Below are 22,791 nucleotides of genomic sequence, written 5' to 3'. Positions count from 1 at the left end.
AAATAAATTACTGAAAGTTCCGTTTTAATTGATCAAAATGTCTTTTGGCTCGGATAGCATCAACCAAGTATGCCCTACATCGAGCAGTGATAATCCGATGGGCCAATCTCCGTTGGGAAGATACCTTTATTGGAATTGACACCATAAAAATAGATTTTAGCCAAACCAGCAAACTTATAAGGGTTCTACCCAAGTATGCCTTCCAAAATGGAGGTACATTTACTCTCTTTGCATCCAACAACAAACCATACGGATATAGTAAACCAGAACCAGAGGCGATTCCTGCCTTAAGATTCAAATAATATTCCCATGTCAATCGGGACGCTGAAATATAATGATCAAATAGCAACCTGTCATCAAACCAAATCTCATAATCTAATAGCTGGAAGATGTAGCACCATTCTACATCATCCCCTGCTCCCAATTTCTTTCCAGTCCTTCCCTCCATGACTGTTTCAAAACCTCTTTGCAACAACTCCCATATTGGCTCCTTTCGAACTATTGCTCCCGCTCCATAAACTTCTGCTTTAGAAGAGCTTATTTTACCGTTAGATAATGCCTGTTTCCCAACAGCATAACTGTGGCTGTACTGGTCAAACCACTCAGGCTTTCCCCCCTCAATGACTGCCGCTCCAAAACCTCCCAATATACCAATCTGAGGATTTTGTTCCATCAAGCTAACCCCATAGTGTAAATATTGTTCATTCAAAGCATTATCATCGTCACAGAAAAGAATGAAATCGTATTTACTTTTTTCTAGTCCGCACCGCCGAGCATTCACCAGACCTGGCTGAGATTCATGTACAATCACCCAATCGATTTCCTTGTCTTTGAGAAAAGATGTGCACACGGCTGTAGTATTATCTGTCGAACAATTGTCCACCACAATCAATTCCCAGCTATACGTACACCTTTGCTGGCAAATGTGCTGTAAGGTAACTGGCAGGCGGTTGGCACCATTACATGTGCACACTACTACACTTATTCCTAGCATCTTACACCTTTCCGAAAAGCCCCTTCCTTATCCATCCAAGTCGTCTTCTGATCTTGACATTCATGCCGTTTGGTTTCTTGTAAAAAGCTAATTTCGGCACTAACTTAGAGATGTTGTCATAATCATTTTCCTTTAACTCACCTGCATACTCTTTAAAAATGCCGTCTAATTCAACATAGTCTTCCAATTTAAAGGAATGATTATTCATACGGACGGTAGTCTGATTACCATTTGGGTCGAACCCACTAAAGTGGAAAAAAATCAGCCTTTGTTCTGGAATATTGACATAATACCCATTGTGGTCTTTTTTTAAATCCCTTTCGGAGAAATTCCACCATGCCATATTACAGCCTTGATGTTTAATGCTATAAATATTATCGAAGAATAAAGGGGCTAAATCAACCCATTTTTGATCTACGAAAATGCCTCTTGCCTTATCTATTTTACAGTAATTTTGAAGTCTTTCCTTCCACCATTGTACAAAAACCTTTGATTCTTCCGAGCATTTCAGCCCTATAAACCCTAAGTTAAACATACCATGTCTTAAAGAGGCTAATTCACCTGTCACCACCTTATCAGGTGTCACAGTTAGATTAGGTGTAACTATTATTGGGTGCAAGTCGAGAGAGTGATGAAGCAACTCTATAGAGTGGTACAATTTAATATCCGGATCTATATAATACACCTTGGTATTTCCACCGTACTTATTGAAGAAATATTCAATGTAAAATGGCTTTACCGCTGTATTAAATTCAATAATATTGTAACGCCCAAGCATTTCTGGAAAAACCTGTGCACCTATGGCATCAAATTTCACCACTTCAGCACCCAAAATGGAATAATCAATCTCTTGATCCCATTGGTCAACAAGGCCAATTACAAAATGACAGTCAGAAGCATGCTTTCTAATGGATGTTCCCAACACTTTTGCATGTGCCAAATAGTTATTAGAACATAGGGTAAATATTATATTTTTCAAAAGTTTTAATTTTAGTTATCCAACTTCCCAATAATTTCATTAAATTTTTCAATCTTTTCTTCTAAATTGCTTGTGGGCCTCCAATTAGATAAACTCACAAAATGTATCCAGCCATCAATAAGCTCAAAAGAACTCGATTGAAGATCCTCCTTGGCTCCCTCTCTGAAATTCAAAACTTCAAAATTTGCCATTTTTTTTGGATAAGGAATTTTCGAATAAATTTTCTCCCAGAGTCCTCCTCCGGTATCTAAAAAACCCTTCCCTTCAAATCTCTTTGAAAAAAAATTAATCTTGTATGATTTAATATCTTTAAATAATTTATAATCAAAGAAACAAAAGCCAGCCCAAATAGACCAATATGGGTAGCTATTCGATATTTGCTCGACATATCCATTCTGGGTATATAAATGCATGATTCTTCCGTAAATTCCATTTTTCATTTTGTCTAAAAACGAAAAGTCTTTAATTGGGAATATATCATGATCCAGAAAGCAAAAGAACTTGGGTTTTCTTTTCTTTATGAGATGGGCAAAAGTCCAATGCATCGCCATTGCATGTGATTTATTGGGACTATAGTTGATTGTGGGAAGCCCAATATATGCGACTTGGTGCTGTTTGCATATTTTAATAAGTTTTTCCCTAATCAAAACATCAGATGAGTTATCTATTATAAAATGCTTATGGGGATCCTTAAACCTTAACTTAATAAGTAAAATCTGGTTTTTGATAAACTCAGCATTGTTAAATGCAATAGTATAAATATCAATAAGAGCTTTTTTATCACCATTATAACCTGTTGGAATAAACTTCCTCTTTGATGGTTTGTATAGTGTAATCAAAAAGTTCAGTAAAGAAGTAAACTTACAATACATGTCCCTCCATTCTTTCCTTCCACATTGTATTTTCCCTTTGAATAAAAAAATCAAGCGTTATTTTATTCCCCCTAAAAACACTAACAATTTCTTCATAGGCCTCCACCTATTAGCCACCTTTAGCATCAAACAATGAACCTTATATAATTCACATTTATAAAATGGTAGATTTTGAGATTTCCTTAGTTGGTTAAGGCTTTCAATAAAACCATCCCATCTTCCATATTTAACATAAAACTGTGCCGCAAACCAAAAACAAACGGATTTATATATAAAATAGCCGGGTTTATCAAAATCAAGCCCTCCCTTCCTTATCAATTCTTTAAACGATAAATATATTATAAACCTATTTTTTAACTGATCAAGTACAACCTTTCTATCTTTAGTCCTACTTATAGAATTTTCAAGCCCATTTCTTATGAAAATATTAGGTTTAAGACCTAGAAGTTTCTTGTAATTCTTTGACACCAATATGGCCCTAAAATGAAGGTCAAAGTCTTGCCAAATAGAAAGATCTTCATTGAAGGCTAAATTCAATAAAAAAAAACTTCTCTTATAAAGAGCTCCAGCTGTTTGCCAAACTCCATCTGTTTTCAAATACCTATAAAAATCATTTTCTTCTTTATCGATATTCCATAAAACACCTAAATCACCAGGACTTTTATCAAATAATTCAGAATTAAAAACCAAAAAATCCTTTTGGGGATATTTTTTCACAAAACGACATTCTTCGTTCAAACATGTCAGTGCTAAAATATCATCAGAATCTAAAAACTGAATATATTCCCCTAGCGATAATCTAAGAGCATAATTCCTACATACATTCCCTCCCTTTGCTAAATGGTCTGGTCTTTGAAAAACTTTAAACCTATCATCCTTAGCAGAGTATTCTTCTAGAATTTCCCATGATTCGTCCGTGCTATGATCATCGACAATAATACACTCCCAGTGCTGGTAGGTCTGGTTTAGCACAGAGTCCAATGTTTCCCTTATATAAGGTGCTTTATTATAATTTGGGATCAGAATGGAAACCAAAGGAGCTTCTCTATTCATGAAGGTGCAGTATGTAATTTATCCCCAAAAGAATACCTTGTGTAATTGAACCCATTAATCTTGCCTACAAACGCTGGGATGGTCTCCACCAAAAAATGGCCAATTTCCTGCTCTTCCTGACGATGTGTGTCATCCAAATAAACGATCGGAGAATTCGAAAGCTTGTCTTTGACAAAAGGAATAAAACCAATTCTGGATTGCCTACATAGCCCTCCTTTTGGTGCATCCACGATGATCAGGTCAAATTCAACTGTATTGATTGCATGGTTGTTGGGAATGTCAAACCATTTTCCTTTTCCGCCATAAGAATAGGGATGATCATCCTTCAGTGTAAAAGTGTGAAAATCCACCCCTTTACAAGCCTGCTTTAAGTTATCCTGCCACTCTTGATCATCATCTATACTTATAAGCTTGCAACTAAGCTGATGCTTATTGATGTAATTGCTTAGTATTTGGGTAGAAAGTCCCGAACCAAATTCAAGAACAACCTTGGGCTTATAAATAGTAAGATCATTGATGATGTGCTGTATCGTCTGAAAAGACAGAGAAAAACCAGTTTCAAAAAGAAAGCCTTCAGGAAAGTAGTCTTTAAGGAATTCAATCGCCTTCAGCTCTCTCATATTATAGCTGGAAAGCTCCCTGTTCCGCTTTCCCTCCTCGGAGATCAAATAGCCTAGTTTACTTATTCCAAACAGTTTATCTCTTATTTTTTTTATCATTTTTAGGAATTAGTAAGTTCAAAAGGGTAAATAAAGCTGGTTTGTCCATTAGGAATGGTCATCCCAGAATCAAAATATGCTGCTTCTTCCACTTTAAAATTCATTACTTGAGGGTACCAATTGGCCACATCATGTCCATCGTGAATAAATACTGTAAGGACATATTCATCGGGAACCAATGGGCATTGGGGGATTTTGAAAGTTATTTTTCCCGTCCCCAACTTTAGCCTGTTATCGGCTTTTGTGCTACACCAAATAAGTCGTTGTCCCAGTCGGTTATCAATCCGAATATCTATCCTCTCTCCTTGATTTTTAAAGCCTTCTTTAAAATCTACATCCAGCGAAATATACACATCTTTCCTCGGGAATACCGGTATATCTTCATCCAAACGGCTAGAGAGATTAATGGACTTTAATTTTATCTTTTGGTTCCCTTCTCCTTTGATATGGGCATTTTCCAAATCCAAAAAGCATGTACTGGTATTGCCTCCAATATAGCTTTTCAATGCCTCTTCTGTTACTCCATCAAAGTGCAGTTTGCCATTTCCCATTAATATCCCCCTACTACACAAATTCTGCACTGCCGCCATATTATGGCTCACAAAGAGCACCGTCCGTCCTTGGTTCTTGCTTACATCCTCCATCTTTCCGAGACACTTTTGCTGAAATTCATAATCCCCCACGGCCAGCACCTCATCGATGATCAAAATCTCCGGCTCCAAATGAGCTGCCACCGAAAAACCTAGACGCACTTTCATGCCCGAGGAATAAAACTTTACCGGTGTGTCCACAAACTTTTCTATGCCCGAAAAGTCAATGATTTCATCCAATTTCCGGTCGATCTCTCGCCTCGTCATACCGAGGATGGTTCCATTCATATAGATATTTTCCCTACCGGTCAGCTCAGGGTGAAAGCCAGTGCCTACTTCCAGTAAAGAGGCCACACGGCCATTCAGGGTGATTTTACCTGAAGTAGGTTCTGTGATTTGGGACAGTATCTTGAGCAAGGTCGATTTACCCGCACCGTTTTTACCGATAATGCCCAGCACTTCCCCTTCCTTCACCTCAAAACTGATATCCTTCAGCGCCCAAAAAACCGATTCATCCTCTTCTCCAAACTTGCTCAACTTCCGAAGCCGCTGAAAGTTTTCCCATGGGGACTTGATGATATTGCCAACCTGTCCGGCCAAGGTCTTGGACCGCTTCTCTTTAAGGCCTAGCCGGTAACGCTTAGACAAGTTTTCTACTTGGATAATACTTTTTCCCACTATCGCTTATTCTCCAAAGTGTTCCTCTTAGCTGATATTATGACCATAGCTTTGACATCTTTTCCCAATGGCACTTACAATATTATTTATACATTCCTCTACAGTCTTGCTGTCCGTATCCACCTTCAGGTCTGCTTCTATGGGAGCCTCATATGGGGAATCGATGCCAGTAAAATCCTTGATGATCCCTTTTCTTGCTTTCTGATAGAGGCCTTTCGTATCCCTTTTTTCACACACTTCGAGGGGACAGCTCACATGGATCTCTATAAAGTTCTCTTTACCTACCAGCTCCTTGATCATTTCACGCTCTTTTCTGAAGGGTGAAATAAAAGCCGCAATCACTATCAAACCTGCATCCAGCATCAATTTGCTCACCTCACCTACCCGGCGGAGGTTTTCGATCCGATCCTCCGACGAAAACCCCAACCCCTTATTCAGCCCAGACCTCAAATTATCACCATCCAGAAGATAGGTTTTCAGCCCTTTTTGGTGTAGCGCAAACTCTGTGGCATTGGCCAAGGTAGACTTCCCTGACCCTGACAGCCCCGTAAACCAAATCAACAAAGGCTGCTGCTCCAATAGCTTTGCCCGATCATACTGACGAATCTTAAATTCGGTCGGGAAAACATTATTTTCTTCGTTCATTATCCTTTCTTATTTCCAAGGCTATAAAATTAGTGCCATTCCATCTGTTATCACTAAACAAAGCTCATTGTCATTGTACAAATCTCAAGTCTCAAGACTCATATCTCAAGACTCACTACTCCTATCCCACTACTGGATACTTGCATCTAGCTACGCTGTACTCTCCCCTACGCCACATCTGCAAACACCCGCTCCATCCGTCTGAAATAAAACATCCCAAAGACAAAAAGCACCATAGCCACTACTGCTCCAGGCCAGATCCATTCCCAAGGTAGCGGACGGTCTAGGAAGGCCGCGCGAAAGCCTTCGATCACCCCGACCATGGGATTCAGGATATAAAATGGACGGTAAACTTCAGGTACGGCCGTCGTGCTATAGACCACCGGTGCGGTGTACATCAGCAACTGCACCAAAAAAGTCAGTGCATGCTTGACATCGCGGTACTGCACGGCCATAGCGGACAGGATCATACCAATGCCCAAAGACGTCAGCAGCAACTGGACAATCAACAGTGGCAGGAAAACCAATCCCCAACCCGGCATCACCTGAAAATAGATCAAAAACCCCACGACCACCAAAAAGGCAATGATAAAGTCCAACAACTTGGAAAATATCGAGGCCAGTGGCAGCACCATCCTTGGAAAATACACCTTGGTGATCATCCCGGAATTGGCAATAAGGCTGTTGGCTGACTCGGTGAGGGTGCCAGAGAAATAATTCCACGGCCACAGCGCCAAGTAGGAAAATAGCACATAAGGCATCCCGTCAGAATCCACTTTGGCAAGGTTGCCAAACACCACAGTAAATACCAGCGTCGTAAACAGTGGCTGGATGATCGCCCAGGACACTCCCAAGATACTCTGTGCGTAACGCGCCTTGATGCCCCGCAAGGTCAGGAAATAAAGCAGGTCTTTGTATCTCCAAAGCTCTTTAAAATCTACCAATTTCCATCCTTTCGATGGCTCAATTATTTTTGGTTCCAAGGTGGGTCGTTGAATGGTTTGATCTTCTAAGTTGAATAGCTGTTGATGCTCTTGATCGGTTCCTGCCTCTTTGAATTTGACTTTTTTCTTCCCAAGTACAGCTTCGCCAGGTCAATCACACTCCGTGATATCCATAAAATAAGAGTAAAAAAATTACTCAAGAGTAACAAAATTACTCGTTAAAGATAAAATTGCAAATAAACAAATGGTGAATTCTCGGTGGTAAATGAAGGCTTCAGAACAGAAAAAGTAGTAGTACAATCACTTCGCTATTACCAATATATAAAAATGTACTTTAAATTAAACTATCTGTAATTATCGTATTTATAAAAAACATCCTTCCTATCAAATAGCAAAATACCCTCCTTTAGTTTATGGCTGTTTACATTGCCCTATTTTGTCAAATTCAACAGTTGCTTTAAAAAATCCCCATGGCGAATGACTGCGCACTTTGCTAAGGCATTCCATTTGGACAGGCTTTTTTGTCGATAGGAAGGAGTTCTAAAATACCCAAAACAAAGCAGGATTAGCCTTTAAGGCTGTTGAAAATTACTCATATCAATCATTTTTCTTTCCTATCCGCATGCCCCAAGCCTTTGTCAGGGGCGATCACATCTCTCACCACTTGCTTTAGTTCGGTGATTTCGGGAAACCGGCCATTCTCTTTGCGTGACCAGACCAATTGGCCATTGGCCTCTACTTCAAAGACACCGCCCGTCCCAGGACGAAGGCTAAGCTCATCCAGCTCCTCTTCAAAAGTCGTCAGCAGCTCCTGTCCCATCCAATCCGCCCTGAGCATCCAACGACACTGGGTGCAATATGTGATTGTTACGTGATTGTGCATGAAGCGTAAATTTGATCCGTTTCAAATGTACGATTACTAGCTGATAGGACAAACCTGCCAAGGGTTTTGCACACTCCTTGGCAGGTCAGTTACGTAAAACCAAAATCGAATTTCTGGTATTCTTGGCTCTATTTCCCCATAAACTGCAAGTTGATCCCAGTAAATAACTGGAACTGCGGCTGTGTACCTGCATGTAGTAAGGAGTATTGTGGCTCGATAAATAAGTTAAACATCGTGTTTTCCACCTTTACTACTTTCCCGATACCGAGGCCCAAGGGCACAGAAAGGGCGTCATTTTTAAAATCAAATGCCCAAATGGGGGCTCCGCGAAGATAGGTTCCTTTTCCTAACTGCCAGAAATAAAAGGGCTGAACGGCTGCTACATTGGTACCGGAACGGTCACTGTCACCCGCAAAAGAGGTCTGCCATGTCACCAGTCCACCAAACTGAAAGACGGCTGACTTCGCAATAAAAGCGACCATCGCAAAACCACCTTGCCATTTGCCAGTTCCCAAGGCAGATTCACTGGCTGTCGGAGCGGTGAGATTTGGCCCTATCCCAACAGTGGCGGTCGGCTTGGACACAAAGTTATAGGACATAAAAGCATTGACATCCCCTAGGCCATTAATTGAATTGACCGTCCCATCTACAGGATCGGGTATGCCAGTTGTATTTAGTGGCGCAGACACCCTGAGCAGCCATTTCCCTTCGGAAATAGGTTTTGCAAACCGCACCCAGGCATTGTTCAAATAGGCATCCTTAGGAGCATCTGTCAAGCGGGGAATATAATAATTGTGGAAATTCAATGCAGTCATATTGGCCAAAGGGTTATTGGCCTGGGCTGCACTTTGGGGCGCGCCACTCTCCTGACCATAAACCTTCATAGAGAATATAGAAGCCAGAAAGAACAAAGTAATAAGGCGAATCTTCATTTTTTTTATTTTAAGTAGTTGATTTATTTTATTTTCAATACTATCATTTACCAAACTTACGCAGCTGTAAAGACAAATAAACGCTGAGAATCCCGATGGATAAAAAGCACAGTGCTGTCCAGCTCACTATCGTAAGGCCGCCCAAAATAGGGTTCCATATAAGAATAAATGAAAATATCACTCCTAAGATTCCTAGTGAAAGTACTCCTGACCAATCAGTAACTCCCATTTGCTTAATCTCATAGGCATAACTAATGGCGCCGACTGATCTGAACAAAATTAAAAAACCAAGGTAAAGTGGCATGGTAGCCAAGGACACCTCTGGACGGCTGAGCAATAATATTCCCACTAGACAATTTAGCAACCCAAATGCTAAAATCCATCCCCAACGATCAAAAATCCGCTTATTAATCAATGAAAAGGAAATTTCCCCTAAACCTGTGATAAGGAATGACAGACTAAAAACAATGGACAATGCCAAATAAGCCTTCGCAGGTGTCACAAATGTATACACGCCTAGCCCGATAAAAACAAGGCCGACAATAAACAATATGTACCATTGGCGAATGGTTTTTTCTAAGCGATTGGCTCCTGTATTCATAGTATGGATTATTTTTAATTAGTTATAAAATAGGTAAAATGGATAAACTCGGCTTGCGCACTTCCCATTGGCCATTTCACAATGCGCAAACAGTACGTACTTCTACAAGAACCAGTGGAATGGACAATAAGCCATTCCACCGTGTTTATCTTTATTTTCTATGATTTGGTATTAATAGGGAACAGAAAGTCACTATAACTCAAAACCTATCTTAAGTGCAAAATAGGATTGGGGATCGTTCAGTTCGTTTCCCGCTTGGAAGCCATTGTAATACTGCACCGATACTGATGAAGCAAATCCACTGGCAAACTCTATCAGCATGCCCACTTCAGGTGCCAATGCAAAATTCCAAGCTTCTTGCTCCATGGTAAACTGTCCCATATCTGTATTTCTCCGTGTATACACCGTACCTATCCCTACGCTGACAAATGGATTGACCGCCGCCCGTGGCTCCATATAATATGCTCCATTAAACAAAATGGGCACATGGTTACTGTTGCGGTATTGCTTACCGGACACGGCCTGGTTTTCAAACTCATACGTATCATAGGCCAATTCTTCATAAAACACGTTCCAACCCGTAGAAAAACCCACCCCTACATTGTCATTGATCATTTTCCTGTAATCAATCGCTATTCCTCTGAAGCTGCTAGGTTTTACATAATCACTCACGTCACCTATGGCAAATCCGATGGGATATGATAAGGTCACCTTACTCTCTTGTGCGGAAGCTTGGAGGGAAACAAATAGCCCCAAAACAAGCATTATCACTATTTTTTTCATTGCGCTAAGAATTATTGGGTTTGCAGATAAGGAGATTGGTCAAAAGCCTGGTCGATAGCGTCAGTCACCCTTTCTATGTCATTATAATAGGTAAGGATACCGTTGCTGACAGATAGCCAAGCCGCATTTGACTTATTGATCGGGTTGGTCTCGGCAGCACTGGGATCTGTGAGCACCAAGATCAGGGATCCTGTCGTATAGCTACTGACTGGGTAATATGGCGGATAATACCAGCCCCACCAGCCGGGGTAATATCCTCCCCACCACCAGTCATACCACCAGTAATAGTAATAATTGGTAGTAGAAGTACCCGCAGGCATCAGTAGCATATCAGCCGTTTCTTCCACCCCCACTCGTGTCCAGCCATAACTTTCCATATTCTGTTCGATTTCCGATAGAATGGGATTGGCAAACTTCGCATCCATATACACATAAGTAGTGTCACCGTCATCGACCTTTACATCGGTCACGATCTGATCAGGCATGGAATACGTACTCTTGGACTGGAAATCGTAATCTTCCTGATACGTGGTGTAGACAATATCCATGTCCTCCACATAATCAGGCCCTGAAGGCAAACACCCCCAAGACAGGCCGGCCAATCCGCCGACGGCCAAAAAGGATAAAATAGTTCGTAACTTCATCGTTGTTTAATTTTAGGTAAGCGTTATTTTTAAAATCATATCTAGTCCTCTTTCCCTTTTTGAAAGCAGGTCTAGCGGACATAAAACCTCCTGCGAGGTGACAAGGAAGGCGGCAACCGTCCTCTGTGCATTGTCGAGTTAAGTTGGATTATTGGTTTCATACTCATTGCGGTTTATCATAGGTCAACACTTGAAGCGATCAATTGCTTTGTCGTTTTTCAGTTAGAACATTAATTCGATTTTATGGGAAGATACCATCGGAAGCCGAGGCGAATCCCAAAGTCATTTTGGTTATACGGAAACCCCTCAGAGCGATAAGCCATAAATTCCGGCTCGATATAGGCATTGTACTTTAGCTTTCCTGCCCAGACATAGCCAAGGCGCAGGTTTAGTGGAATGGCTACTTTTCCCGTTTCATAATCCAATTGCCACAATGGCTCCATACCAGCGTATATGCCATTTGACCAGGTATAGAAAATATTCGGTTGGAGGGCGGTGACATTTCGGTTGCCATACTCACTGTTATGGCTGATCGAAAAGAAATTTTGCCAGATCCAGTACATCTGCCAATTGCCCAGATTCGTAAAGGTCACCGTAAAAGCAGGCCCTAGCTCCCACTGTGGAGACCCTAGCTCAGGAGAGGTGGCAGTAGGTATCTGCAAATTCCAACCCGCCCCAAACTGTCCCCAGCTCTCTTTGGCAAGGATAAAGAACTGATTGATCGTAATATCTCCCAAGCCTGTAGGCCCTCCTGGAGCCGTATTCAAAAAAGCAATTACCCGGATAAGCTGTGGGAAAGGCAGCAGCTTTCCCTTCTCCAAAGGGATAATGCCTCTCAGACGAAAATTCTGGGCAAAGCCATCTGCATTATTGGTCTTGAAAATCCCAAACTCCTCTAGCTGAAGTTGCCAAGCTAACGTAGCAGGGTTGATCACTTGCTGTGACAGCTCCACAGATGTCTTCTCTTCTGTCTCCTGAGCCATCACTGACCAAGACAAAAATAACAGTACGAATAATGCCGATATCTTTCTCACCTTAACCTCCATGAACCATTTTAATAAGAGCAAATAACCTTTGCTGGGTTTAATCAATCTACTGAATCCAGCTCATGGGGATAGATGACCTTCCAGTCTTCTTTCATGTCCACAAGTGTCCAACCTTTTTCCTTGGCTTCGTCCCAGCCCTTGTCAAATGTCCCGATATGGGAGTCCCGGTCATAGGCCCATTCCCGTGCTTCATCTGTATGGTGTACATACAGCTTGAAACTCTTTGCCGAATTGGCAGCTGTCCACCGGAGCATCTGAAGGTCCCCATCAGAATTGCCTGCTGCAAAAACCGGCTTCCGACCAATGTACCGATGGATGCCTATGGGCTTTCCTTCCTTATCATCGATCAGGTCAATTTCAGGCAGCCTTTTGATGATGGGCTGGCCATCGTTATAGTCATATTCAGTTTTGATACTGCTCCCAACGACCCGGTCCCTAGGTATGCCATAAACCTCCTCTGCCCAAGGCCGCATAAACTCGATGCCTCCTCCTGAGACGATAAACACCTTAAAATCATACGCATGGAGGTACTGCACCAACTCCAGCATGGGCTGAAAGATCAGGTCAGTATAGGGGCGGTTTTTGGTGGGATGTTTTGCCGTAGCAATCCAATCTGAAACGATTTTTTCAAATTCATCTGTAGTCATTCCCGCATGCGTGGTCATCACGACCTTAAGCAGACCCGCCTTGCCCTGCTCCATCAGTGCCGGCATATCCTTTTCTAGAATCGCCTTATACGGTTGTTGGTCTTTCCACTCGGGATGGTCTGCAGCCATGGTCTTGATTCGGTCGATGGCAAAGAAAAACTGAAAATAAACCGGCTGCTCTGACCATAGCGTGCCGTCATTATCAAAAGTGGCTATACGGTCTTCTGGCTTGATATAATTGGGGCTCTCGGAATTGGTCACCTCTTCCACAAAACCTATTATGGCCTGCTTCGTATCCCCATCATTCCAAGAAGGAAGGGCTGCACTTGCGCCAGCAATTTCCCTGGAGTTGGTCGGTTCTTCAGAAATTTTTTCCGTTTCTGATGAGCACGAAACCAAACCTAGGCAAAGAGCCAATCCGCAAAAAAGAGCAATTAAATCCTGTTTACTTTTCATATCACTAATCATTTAACCCGGTTTAACACCAACTTATCTATTATTGACTCTATATTTCTTTATCATCAATTCCTATTGTTCCAAGCATGCCCAAAGACGATATACCAACCAAAATCATCATTGGACCATGCCACATCGACACCTGTGCGAAGGCCAAACTTCCTGGCCAACAAGTAGCGAAATCCCGCTCCATAGGTATAGATCAACTCGGAAGCATTAAAATTAACTTCAGCTGTTGGTGCTTTGGCCAGTCCTGCTATCAGCGTCCCACTCCACCGCAAGCTAAAATCATAGCGCTGCTCGGTTTCCAACATATACACCTGATCTCCTTGGTACCGGGCCATGGGAACGCCGCGCATATCCACAAAAGGATTTGCATAGAACGGAGGATCGCCAAATTGCCATAAGCCTTCCAGCCTGACGCCACTCACCCATTTGGGACTGGGCTGGAAGAATTTAAATCCTGCTAAGTTCAGCTTCTGGTAGTCATAGTCACTCCCTGTCCAGTTGGCATTGATGCGGAAGGTAGACACCAGGTAAATCCCCTTATTAGGGGTAAATACATTGTCACGTTTATCATACTGTATATCTGGGCTGATGGTACTTAAGTTGCTGCTCAGCTCCTTGTCCTCTATAAATTCCGGCAACTCGCTTATTCCAAAATCCGGACTGGCATTGATATGGGCAAAGGAATAATCCAAGCCCATATAAAGCTCAGTGTCCGCAATCTGCCGTAGCAGCGATACAAAAAAACCATTGGTCTGTAGATTAAACCCCAGTTCTCGCTCTCCTACGATGGGAAGTGTCCTGTAAAAATCCATATTGACATCTCCATGAAATGCCGCCACGCGATATCTCAAATGGTGCTTGGGAAGTGAGGCCATTCTTATTGCCCCAAACCCCCAGGATTTGTTGGCTGTGTAGCCCACAAATCCCGCCGTGATATCAGGCGGTATGTACCTACCTTCTTCCTGGTGCTTGTTTGGTTGGATAAATATAGGCGTAAAGACCCCTCCAATACTCCCCACAGCCGGCTCGGTAATCAGTTGGGGCACGGGAATAAACCCATGGAAGTCAATCAAAAAATCACTCATATCCAATTGACCATCCAGCGAATCCTTAAAGACTTTCATACTGAATTTTTTTTTGGATTTTTGTGCTTGGACAATGCTGGGCAGTGACCAAATCAACAAACATAAAAGTATCGGCAAAAGTCTCTTCATCAATATAATCGTTTATTCCCTACTATTCGGAAATTGAATGGTGTCATGGTCAAATGGTCGGCAAATCGGCAACAGAAAAAAATCACCTCTATCACTCCAACATGCTGGGGATCTAAAAGTAACTCATCCATTATGCACCTTTTGCCCATTGAAAATAAGTGCAACGGCCACCTTCACGACGGCCATTGTACTTGATCAATCTCAATCGAGGGGATTCCCAGCACTATCATAGTGAAGTATTTTCTTCTCTTTGCCCTTTTTGATCACGACGGTATATACATCGGTGGCGCTATTAGGGGTCTTTTTGATCACTTCCTTATCCTTTATAAACGCCCATCCAGAATAGGTCGTCCCTATATGGTTTCTGATTGATGGTGGCAAGGCCTCGTTGGTAATGACCTTTTTATAAACAATCATATTTCCATCCTCATCATACAAGACTTCACCAGAAACGCCATCTCCATAAAAATCAATCGCATAATAGCTCATCTCATCATTTGGTGACATGGTGTTTTGCACATCTGTCACCTTCCAGCCATCAATTCCATCAGCAGGCAAAATCTTGATCTGGTCCACCACCGATTGGGGAAAATCCTTTTTAATGGCTTCTACCACTTCGGCGGGCACTTCACTTTCGCTTACTTTTTTTAGGACCACCCGCTCCTCCTGAGCATAAGCAGCCCCACCTACGAACATCCCTAGAAACAAAATCAGCGTAACCTTTTTCATAGTCTGCATAGTTTAAGTTGATGATGTTGATTAAAAATTATGGATCATTTTACTTTATCTACCGGAAATTTCTTCATGAGTTTTTTGATATTCTTAGGGATGGTCTTTTCCCTTTTCTCTGGCTTTTCGGTCACCGTAGAGGTCAATATCCCTTGCCAGATCAAGGCATTGCTTTTGCCATCATACATATCTACGACCAGGGTACCCTCGGTATAATCATTATTACTGTAGGTGGTGGTTGCGGAAACATTACCAGCCCCCATGCCCCAGCCCCATCGCGGACCATAACCATACCCGCCCATAAAATCAGTATAGGCCGTAGTACTTGTCTTTTGGTCCAGCACCACATACAAGGCGATTTTGGCGTCAGCATTCTCCTCATCATGCACCATCCCCCTAGCCGCAAACTCCGATTTCAACGACTCCAAGACTCGCTTCTTGTCAAATTCATTCAGATGTTGGTCACTTTCCTTTTGCCATCCTTCAAAAGAATAGGTCTTGTATTGATCGAAATCAGTATCCTTATCATAGTCACTTTTTACTTGTGCCACGAGATACTGGCTACTCATCAGCATCACTAATGCCGATAAGAATGCGGTAAGTAATTTTGAATGTTTCATGATCATAGTGGTAAATGATGATATTTTACTGCACAGCGAGCCCCTTATGGGCATTGCCACTAAGTAAAACTAGACAAAAGGAGGGCATTTGGTGGTTAGAAACAGGAGGAAGATGGTAAGAATTATAATTTTTTGCATAGGATCACCTAAAAATAGAAAATATTACCAATTAATTGGCTTTTGATAACACGTCCATGGCTAGAGGGAGGTATTGAACTAGGCTTTCAGCTTGCGTGAGGGGATTGCTTTTAGACACATCCCGCAAGGCATTGCCTCGGGTTAATGTGATTAAGGCCATCAGCTATATTGACCAAAAGCGATTTTATTTAAATAAAACACGTTTTTAAGTCGCTTGCTACCTTCCTCCAGCTGGTATAAATATCACATCTAAAAGTACAGGGTATATTGATTACCGAATTCTCCCTATTGTGCCCTGTGTGCCTAATGTGGTTCTGAAATAAGTTAGCTACTTAATGTTGTTCTTTATGGATGTCTGAGAACCTGGGTTAAACCCCAAAACAACCCCATTAACCCGGTTTATGCATTAGGAATCGTGATGAGGTTTGAAACTACAAGAAAATCAGGCTGTTTGGAGATTGAGGCATAGCACCGCTATGGTGAAATCGAAAACAGCAGCGAAGCGACTGATTTTGAAGTAGGTTCATACCGCAATAGATAGGCTAATGCATATTCCGGGATTAACTGGCTTGATTATGATTGATCCGATGAGCCCTCGCATATTCAGAAGGAGTCAGGGAAGTGATTTGTTTGAACTGCCTATTAAAATAAGAAATGTTATCATAGCCACTTTGGAAGGCTATTTCCTTTTTACTATATCCATCTTCTATCAGGAGCTTGCATGCGTGCCCAATTCTTATTTCGTTTAGAAACTGAGAAAAAGTCTTTCTTGTATGCAGTTTAAAGTACCTACAAAAAGCCTGAATGCTGAGGTTGGCTACATTGGCGGCATCCGAAACGGTAATCTCTTTAGAGAAATTCTCCATGATAAAGCGAATCACCCCATTGATTTTTTTGGTATCGGAAGGCAATGGGCCAGGCTCAAAATTAACATGGCTCAGTGCCCTAAGTTCATTGCTTATCGATAAACTGTGAAGCTGGTCAAACAGGTAAATAATACGCTCCAAACCTTCTTTCCCTGCCATGACATGGGCAGCATCAAACATCTTTTTTCTCATATCTCCCTCTAGCATCAGCCCCCGTTTACTGCGTTCCAATAGCTTTCGCACGGCAAAAAACTCCGGAAGATCCAGCATTCGCTCCCCCATGGATTCCAAAGCAAAAAGCACCGAAATATTCTTTGAATGCAGGGTGGAAAGCCCTTGATAATACTGCTGCTCACTTCTAAAAAAATGGGGCAAGTTAGATCCAAGGATAAAAATGTCCCCTGCTTTAAAGTGGCCAATGGCATCACCGATAAAATAAGTACCTTCCCCTTCCACAATCACCATGATCTGGGTCTCCACATGGTAATGCCACTTGTCATAAAAATAAGGATAGTCCTCCTGTAAAATCCGTACAGCTTCTTCATTGGTCTTGGCGATTTTGAACAGCAAAGGTTTCATACTATCAGTTTACTTTTCAGACCACAAATTACAATGTCCAATCGGTAAAATAAAACTGCCGAAAAAATTACAGTTGATATACATATTAAAACAACCTACTTACGTCAATTTTATTTCTACCAACATTACAACTACCTTATTCACAAAAACTATCCGCTATGCTAAATGCGATCAAAACTGCACGCCACTATTTGGTAGTTTGCACATTTTTACTGATGACAGGCTGTGATTTGTTGCCCACCACCCCTGGAGTCCCTATAAACCCGGAAAAGCCCGAGTGGCTACTGATCGAAGCCGACCTATCCTATAATGTCACTTGGATAGGAGGCTTGACCAAGAAAACCTTTCAATATGATTCACTTTATAGACCTATCTCTGTAGCAAGTTGGACCAAATATGAAGATTCATCCTATGATAACAGAGACACGCTGGCACTTCATTATAATCAGCACAACCAACTGGAAAGTGCCATGCCCTACAGTGCTTTCAGAATAGATTCCAATATAGAAGAAACTATCAGGCATTTTAGGTATGATGAAAAAGGAAGATTGAGTTGGTCAAAAGTAGATAGGTTTCATATAGAGGGATTTTACCGATATCATAAAAACGTAAGGGAAATAGTACAACTGAGGAAGGTACATGATGCCCGAGTAGATACCGTGCGAACACTCATAACACTTGACAGCATTGGTAACATTTCAACGATCAATACAGAAAGCATAGATGGACGGGAAGGGAAAGGTTTAAAATACAAATACAATATCGTTTTCACTGCTTATGACGATCACCCCACCCCCTACTCAGCTCTTAATTTTAATGATGTTGATCTTCTTGACATCACCTTTTATGGTGGACAAGCTGAAATGTTTCCAATTCGCATTGATCACATTCCTTTCCTCCCCAAAAACAATCCCACCAGACTCACCATCACTGAAACCCAATACAACGACGAAGGAGAACCCACTATCAAAGAAAAACGGTTAAGGTTTTACTACAATTACAATGCTGACGGACTGGTCACCCAAAAAAGGTTATTTATCAGCAACTATCCTGAAAAAATCATGGACTTCATCTACAAAAAAGTGGAATAGCACCATTTCCAGTGAAGAAGCGTCCCAACAACTTTGAAATCGGTAATACAAGCATCAGTGAATAAAAAGTATCAGACAGCTTCACAGGCACTTCGAAGACATCTTTTATTGACTATTTACTTTATTTCGTTTTATTTTCAATCAATATTCTCCAAATTTGGTTATACGCTTTCTCGCCAGTAAATTTTATTTCTCACGGAATACACAGAAAACCCAGAATGAAATAAGGCTTTTCTGAGATTTCCATGTTTTCTGTGAGCACCTATTTAATTTTCCTGTGATTACTGGTATCATTGTGGATAATCATATAACCAATAACCAAAATAACCATGAAAAAACAATTAGCACCCTTACTGGCGATCATCGTTTGCATCACGACGCTGGCTTGCACCATCCCATTCAACAACAAAGACAATCACCTTTCTAAAAAGCAGCAGCAAGAAGGTTGGCAACTCCTCTTTGATGGCAAAACACTCAATGGATGGACCAAGAAAAGCGGCAAGGCGGCTTACAAGGTAGAAGATGGGACAATCGTCGGAACCACTGTTCCCAATAGCCCCAACACATTTTTATGCTCGGAGGAGGAGTTTAAAGACTTTGAATTGACCTTTATGGTCAAATATGACCAATTCTTTAATTCAGGAGTGCAAATCAGGGCAAAGCTGAAAGGCGAGGAATATGGTGGCAGGGTGTATGGCCCACAAGTCGAAATCGAGCAAAGCCCCGGCCAGGCAGGCTATATTTATGGTGAAGCAGCTGGTGGCTGGCAATCTCCCGAACCACAGTCCGACGACCCCAAGGTAAACACCCATAGCTATTTCAAAAATGACACATGGAATCAATATAGAATAATAGCCAGCGGAAGAAGCATCAAAACATGGATTAACGGCCAATTGGTCGCAGACCTAGACTATGATCCCGAAAGGTATGCCGACAATCCGGAAGGTTTTATTGGATTGCAAGTACATGGTGTAGGCAAAAAAGAAACGCCAATGAGCGTCCGATGGAAAAACATCTACATCCGACCGCTATAAAAACAAAAAGCTATGAAACAAAATCTCATAGCTTTAGTCAATTAACAATAAACCCAAAATAACCTGCTGTAGGAGAAGGACTCGAACCTCCACGGGGCAGTTAGGCAAAACACGAGCTCCATGTTTGCTTTATCCCAAACTCCCCACCCCCGAGACAGGGGGGCATGTCTGCCAATTTCATCACCCTACAGTATCTAAAAGACCTTTTGTCTTTTCCTTATGTTACAAAGTTAACAACAGCAGCAATTAATTCAAATAATATCAACAAAAATATTTAAAATTTACATTATCAATAATCAGGCAACGATTTCTATAGCAAATCAGTAAAACAAGACCCTCAAAACAGGTAGTTTTATTGCCAAATTTTCAATGGTAATCCCATGTAAAACAACCAGTAAACAGCTACTTTATTTTGATTAAACATTTCTTCTTTTGCAAAACGTCACAGAAACTGGTAAAAATCAGCAAAAACCTGCGCCATCTGTCCTCTATATAAAACAGGTATCAAGCAAAGAAAAAAATCTAGGCCGGTGGTATCCCTTTTAAAATGTAACATGGATTTACCCTACGACAGCGATCCGTCACCCATTTTAATTTCCACCCGATGGCTACGGCCTAAAAGTGAGTGGGTCTCGCTGTTCCACGACGCGAGCCAACTCCCCTTTCTTAACGCCCTCCACCATCGGCTGGAAAACAGGCACACCAAGGGCCGTCATTAGGAAGCGACACCTTTTTGGGAGGATGTGCGTTGGAAAAGGGTGTGGCATCAAAAAAGTAAAGCCACCTTTCACCAAGAAGATAGCTTCACTTATCATAGAATTTTGCAAGTGTATTAAATCAACCCTGCTCGTTTTAGCAATGCATCTGGTTTTGGGTCCCTTCCACGGAAACGCTTATACAAAATGGAAGGATGCACCCTGCCACCAGCAGACAAAATATTTTCCTTGAAAGACTGTGCCGTAACAGGGTCAAAAATGCCATTTTCCAAAAACAACTCGAACGCATCGGCATCCAGCACTTCCGCCCATTTGTAGCTATAATACCCCGCTGCATAGCCCCCTTGGAAGATGTGGGAAAATGAAGTGGACATCATGATCCCTTCCACTGAAGGCAGCAGCTCTGTCGCTTCCATGGCACTTTTCTCAAACTCAAACAGCGAACCAACATCCGCTGGATCTGCGCTATAGTAGGCCATATCCAACAACCCAAAACTCACCTGACGTAAGGTCTGATAGCCTTGATGGAAGTTGGCTGCATTTTTAATCCGCTCCACCAGTTCCTCAGGAATCTTTTCTCCGGTTTTATAGTGGCGGGCAAAGAGATCCAAGCAATCTTTTTCATAGCACCAGTTCTCAAAAATCTGTGACGGCAGCTCCACAAAATCCCAATAAACACTTGCTCCAGAAAGTGAGCCATAGGTGCCATTGGCCAGCATTCCGTGCAGCGCATGCCCAAATTCATGAAACAAGGTGGTCACCTCATTAAAGGTCAAGAGCGAGGGAGTACTTTTGGTAGGCCGCGAGAAATTGCACACAATCGATATTTGAGGGCGTTTATCCTCACCATTGACTTTGGACTGGCCGCGGTACACGGTCATCCAAGCGCCATTACGCTTGCCTGATCTCGGAAAGAAATCGGCATAAAAGACGGCCAAGTGCTTGCCACTTTTCGCATCCTTCACCTCATAGGCCACTACCTCATCATTGTAAACTGGGATGGATTCATTCTTGACAAACTCCAAATCGTAAAGCCTTGCAGCAGTCTTAAACACCCCTTGGATGGTATTTTCCAACTCAAAATAAGGCTTGGTCAGTTCGTCATCCACCTCGAACTTAGCCTTTTTGAGTTTTTCGGAATAATAACCGAAATCCCACTTCTGGAGTACATCCGGTCCTCCCTGCTTCTTAGCAAACTCGGTCAACTCTTTCAGCTCCTCTTCTGCTTTTGGCCTTGCTTTTTCAAGGAGGTCCCCGAGGAATTTCTGGACTTCAGGAGCACTCTTGGCCATCCTCTCCTCCAGTACAAAATCTGCATAACGCGGATAGCCCAGTAAATTGGCACGCTGGTTTTTCAACTCCAAGATCTCTTTTATGATTTGCTGGTTGTCCAGCTCATCTCCTTTGCAGGACTTGGTATTATAGGCCAAGAAAAGCTCTTTGCGGAGTTCTCTATTTTCGGCGTAGGTCATGAACGGCACATAGCTGGGAAATGCCAGAGTAAACACCCATTTGCCTTCTTTCCCTTTTTCGGCAGCTGTTTGTGCAGCAGCCTCTTTTACAGCCTCCGGCAAACCGGCAAGATCCGACTCCTTTTCTACTACCAACTCGTACTTATTGGTTTCCGACAGGACATTTTCGCCAAATGCAAGACTTTTTTGAGACAGTTCCCTGTCGATTTCTCTCAGTTTTTGCTTGTCTCCTTCGGACAGATTAGCTCCGTTTCTAACAAATGACTTGTAGGTTTTATCCAGTAATGTCTCCTGTTCTTCATCCAGCTTAAGCGTTTCTTTTTGCTGAAAGACCTCATTTACCAACCCAAAAAGCTCTTGGTCCAAGAGGATATCATTGGAATATGCCGTAAGTATGGGCGAAATTTCCCTGGCCAGCTTTTGGATCTCGTCGTTGGTCTCTGCGGCGTTGAGGTTAAAGAAAATACTGGAAACAATATCCAGGCGTTCTCCTGAGCGATCCAATGCCTCAATAACGGTCCTAAAACTAGGCTTATCGGTAGCTTTGATTTCCCCAATCTCTGCTTTGGCCTCACTTATCGCCTCTTCTATGGCAGGTAAAAAATCTTCGTTTTTGATCTTATCAAATGGCGCCGTATCAAACGGCGTATTGAACTTTTCCAATAATGGGTTCATGTGTTGTCTTCGCTTTTTATTGTCATTCCATGCATTTACGAAAATGCAAGGGTAAAGATAAGATTCTCCCTTTGAGATACAAGGAAAGCAGGACACCCCTTTAGGCCAAACGCATTTAAAAAAGTATCCCAGTGTGAATATATCTGCTGTTCCTATGGAATTTAACTTCATATGCTTTATTG

The 22,791-nt window shown here is 42.0% G+C and carries 22 protein-coding genes; 2 read left to right on the top strand and 20 right to left on the bottom strand.

The features are described 5' to 3' along the window. Positions 1-7 precede the first annotated feature (7 nt). The 19 genes from DN752_RS19040 to DN752_RS18950 form a co-directional block, all read right to left on the bottom strand. Positions 8-994: a glycosyltransferase gene (locus tag DN752_RS19040; protein WP_112785434.1), complete on the bottom strand. Its 987-nt coding sequence runs from the start codon at positions 992-994 to the stop codon at positions 8-10. Between the two features lies 1 nt (position 995). Further along, entirely contained in the window at positions 996-1,973 is a 978-nt protein-coding gene (locus DN752_RS19035) for a glycosyl transferase (RefSeq protein WP_162633274.1), read from the bottom strand. An 11-nt stretch (positions 1,974-1,984) separates the two neighbouring features. Further along, the gene (locus DN752_RS19030; protein ID WP_162633273.1) at positions 1,985-2,812 is read right to left on the bottom strand and encodes a hypothetical protein; all 828 of its coding nucleotides are present in this window, start codon (positions 2,810-2,812) and stop codon (positions 1,985-1,987) included. A 90-nt stretch (positions 2,813-2,902) separates the two neighbouring features. Then, positions 2,903-3,898: a glycosyltransferase family 2 protein gene (locus DN752_RS19025; RefSeq protein WP_112785431.1), complete on the bottom strand. Its 996-nt coding sequence runs from the start codon at positions 3,896-3,898 to the stop codon at positions 2,903-2,905. Continuing rightward, positions 3,895-4,617 (bottom strand): hypothetical protein, encoded by a 723-nt coding sequence (locus DN752_RS19020; RefSeq protein ID WP_112785430.1) that lies wholly within the window; start codon positions 4,615-4,617, stop codon positions 3,895-3,897. Before DN752_RS19020 ends, DN752_RS19025 begins: the two co-directional genes overlap by 4 nt. 2 nt (positions 4,618-4,619) lie before the next feature. Next, on the bottom strand, positions 4,620-5,885 hold the full coding sequence (locus tag DN752_RS19015) for an ABC transporter ATP-binding protein (protein WP_112785429.1): 1,266 nt from the start codon (positions 5,883-5,885) through the stop codon (positions 4,620-4,622). 27 nt (positions 5,886-5,912) lie between these two features. Then, positions 5,913-6,530, bottom strand: a complete 618-nt coding sequence (gene cysC, locus DN752_RS19010; RefSeq protein WP_112785428.1) for an adenylyl-sulfate kinase — start codon at positions 6,528-6,530, stop codon at positions 5,913-5,915. A 167-nt stretch (positions 6,531-6,697) separates the two neighbouring features. Beyond that, positions 6,698-7,513, bottom strand: a complete 816-nt coding sequence (locus tag DN752_RS19005; RefSeq protein ID WP_112785427.1) for an ABC transporter permease — start codon at positions 7,511-7,513, stop codon at positions 6,698-6,700. A 562-nt stretch (positions 7,514-8,075) separates the two neighbouring features. Continuing rightward, on the bottom strand, positions 8,076-8,357 hold the full coding sequence (locus tag DN752_RS19000) for a SelT/SelW/SelH family protein (protein WP_112785426.1): 282 nt from the start codon (positions 8,355-8,357) through the stop codon (positions 8,076-8,078). 128 nt (positions 8,358-8,485) lie between these two features. After that, entirely contained in the window at positions 8,486-9,289 is an 804-nt protein-coding gene (locus DN752_RS18995) for a hypothetical protein (RefSeq protein ID WP_112786621.1), read from the bottom strand. 43 nt (positions 9,290-9,332) lie between these two features. Beyond that, positions 9,333-9,890, bottom strand: a complete 558-nt coding sequence (locus tag DN752_RS18990; RefSeq protein WP_112785425.1) for an HdeD family acid-resistance protein — start codon at positions 9,888-9,890, stop codon at positions 9,333-9,335. A 192-nt stretch (positions 9,891-10,082) separates the two neighbouring features. Further along, the gene (locus DN752_RS18985) at positions 10,083-10,673 is read right to left on the bottom strand and encodes an outer membrane beta-barrel protein (RefSeq protein WP_112785424.1); all 591 of its coding nucleotides are present in this window, start codon (positions 10,671-10,673) and stop codon (positions 10,083-10,085) included. Positions 10,674-10,684: 11 nt separating this feature from the next. Beyond that, positions 10,685-11,317, bottom strand: coding sequence for a DUF4136 domain-containing protein (locus tag DN752_RS18980; protein ID WP_112785423.1), 633 nt, complete (start codon positions 11,315-11,317; stop codon positions 10,685-10,687). A 230-nt stretch (positions 11,318-11,547) separates the two neighbouring features. Further along, on the bottom strand, positions 11,548-12,363 hold the full coding sequence (locus DN752_RS18975; protein WP_162633272.1) for a hypothetical protein: 816 nt from the start codon (positions 12,361-12,363) through the stop codon (positions 11,548-11,550). A gap of 41 nt (positions 12,364-12,404) precedes the next feature. Continuing rightward, positions 12,405-13,466 (bottom strand): HAD family hydrolase, encoded by a 1,062-nt coding sequence (locus DN752_RS18970; protein WP_112785421.1) that lies wholly within the window; start codon positions 13,464-13,466, stop codon positions 12,405-12,407. Positions 13,467-13,531: 65 nt separating this feature from the next. Continuing rightward, the gene (locus DN752_RS18965) at positions 13,532-14,689 is read right to left on the bottom strand and encodes a BamA/TamA family outer membrane protein (RefSeq protein WP_112785420.1); all 1,158 of its coding nucleotides are present in this window, start codon (positions 14,687-14,689) and stop codon (positions 13,532-13,534) included. A gap of 201 nt (positions 14,690-14,890) precedes the next feature. Further along, positions 14,891-15,418, bottom strand: a complete 528-nt coding sequence (locus tag DN752_RS18960) for a PepSY-like domain-containing protein (RefSeq protein WP_162633271.1) — start codon at positions 15,416-15,418, stop codon at positions 14,891-14,893. 44 nt (positions 15,419-15,462) lie between these two features. After that, the gene (locus DN752_RS18955; RefSeq protein ID WP_112786620.1) at positions 15,463-16,038 is read right to left on the bottom strand and encodes a DUF4136 domain-containing protein; all 576 of its coding nucleotides are present in this window, start codon (positions 16,036-16,038) and stop codon (positions 15,463-15,465) included. A 698-nt stretch (positions 16,039-16,736) separates the two neighbouring features. Next, on the bottom strand, positions 16,737-17,621 hold the full coding sequence (locus tag DN752_RS18950) for an AraC family transcriptional regulator (RefSeq protein ID WP_112785418.1): 885 nt from the start codon (positions 17,619-17,621) through the stop codon (positions 16,737-16,739). A 158-nt stretch (positions 17,622-17,779) separates the two neighbouring features. Here DN752_RS18950 and DN752_RS18945 point away from each other — a divergent pair, with 158 nt between their 5' ends. Together DN752_RS18945 and DN752_RS18940 are read left to right on the top strand one after the other, a co-directional pair. Continuing rightward, the gene (locus tag DN752_RS18945; protein WP_162633270.1) at positions 17,780-18,712 is read left to right on the top strand and encodes a hypothetical protein; all 933 of its coding nucleotides are present in this window, start codon (positions 17,780-17,782) and stop codon (positions 18,710-18,712) included. A gap of 329 nt (positions 18,713-19,041) precedes the next feature. Then, the gene (locus DN752_RS18940; RefSeq protein ID WP_112785416.1) at positions 19,042-19,746 is read left to right on the top strand and encodes a 3-keto-disaccharide hydrolase; all 705 of its coding nucleotides are present in this window, start codon (positions 19,042-19,044) and stop codon (positions 19,744-19,746) included. Between the two features lie 832 nt (positions 19,747-20,578). Here DN752_RS18940 and DN752_RS18930 read toward each other — a convergent pair. Then, positions 20,579-22,609 (bottom strand): M3 family metallopeptidase, encoded by a 2,031-nt coding sequence (locus DN752_RS18930; protein WP_112786619.1) that lies wholly within the window; start codon positions 22,607-22,609, stop codon positions 20,579-20,581. Positions 22,610-22,791 lie beyond the last annotated feature (182 nt).

Origin of the sequence: Echinicola strongylocentroti, from assembly GCF_003260975.1 — a bacterium.
Lineage (GTDB): Bacteria > Bacteroidota > Bacteroidia > Cytophagales > Cyclobacteriaceae > Echinicola > Echinicola strongylocentroti.
Note: the sequence above shows the minus strand (reverse complement) of the source record. Positions and strands in the feature narration are given on the sequence as shown.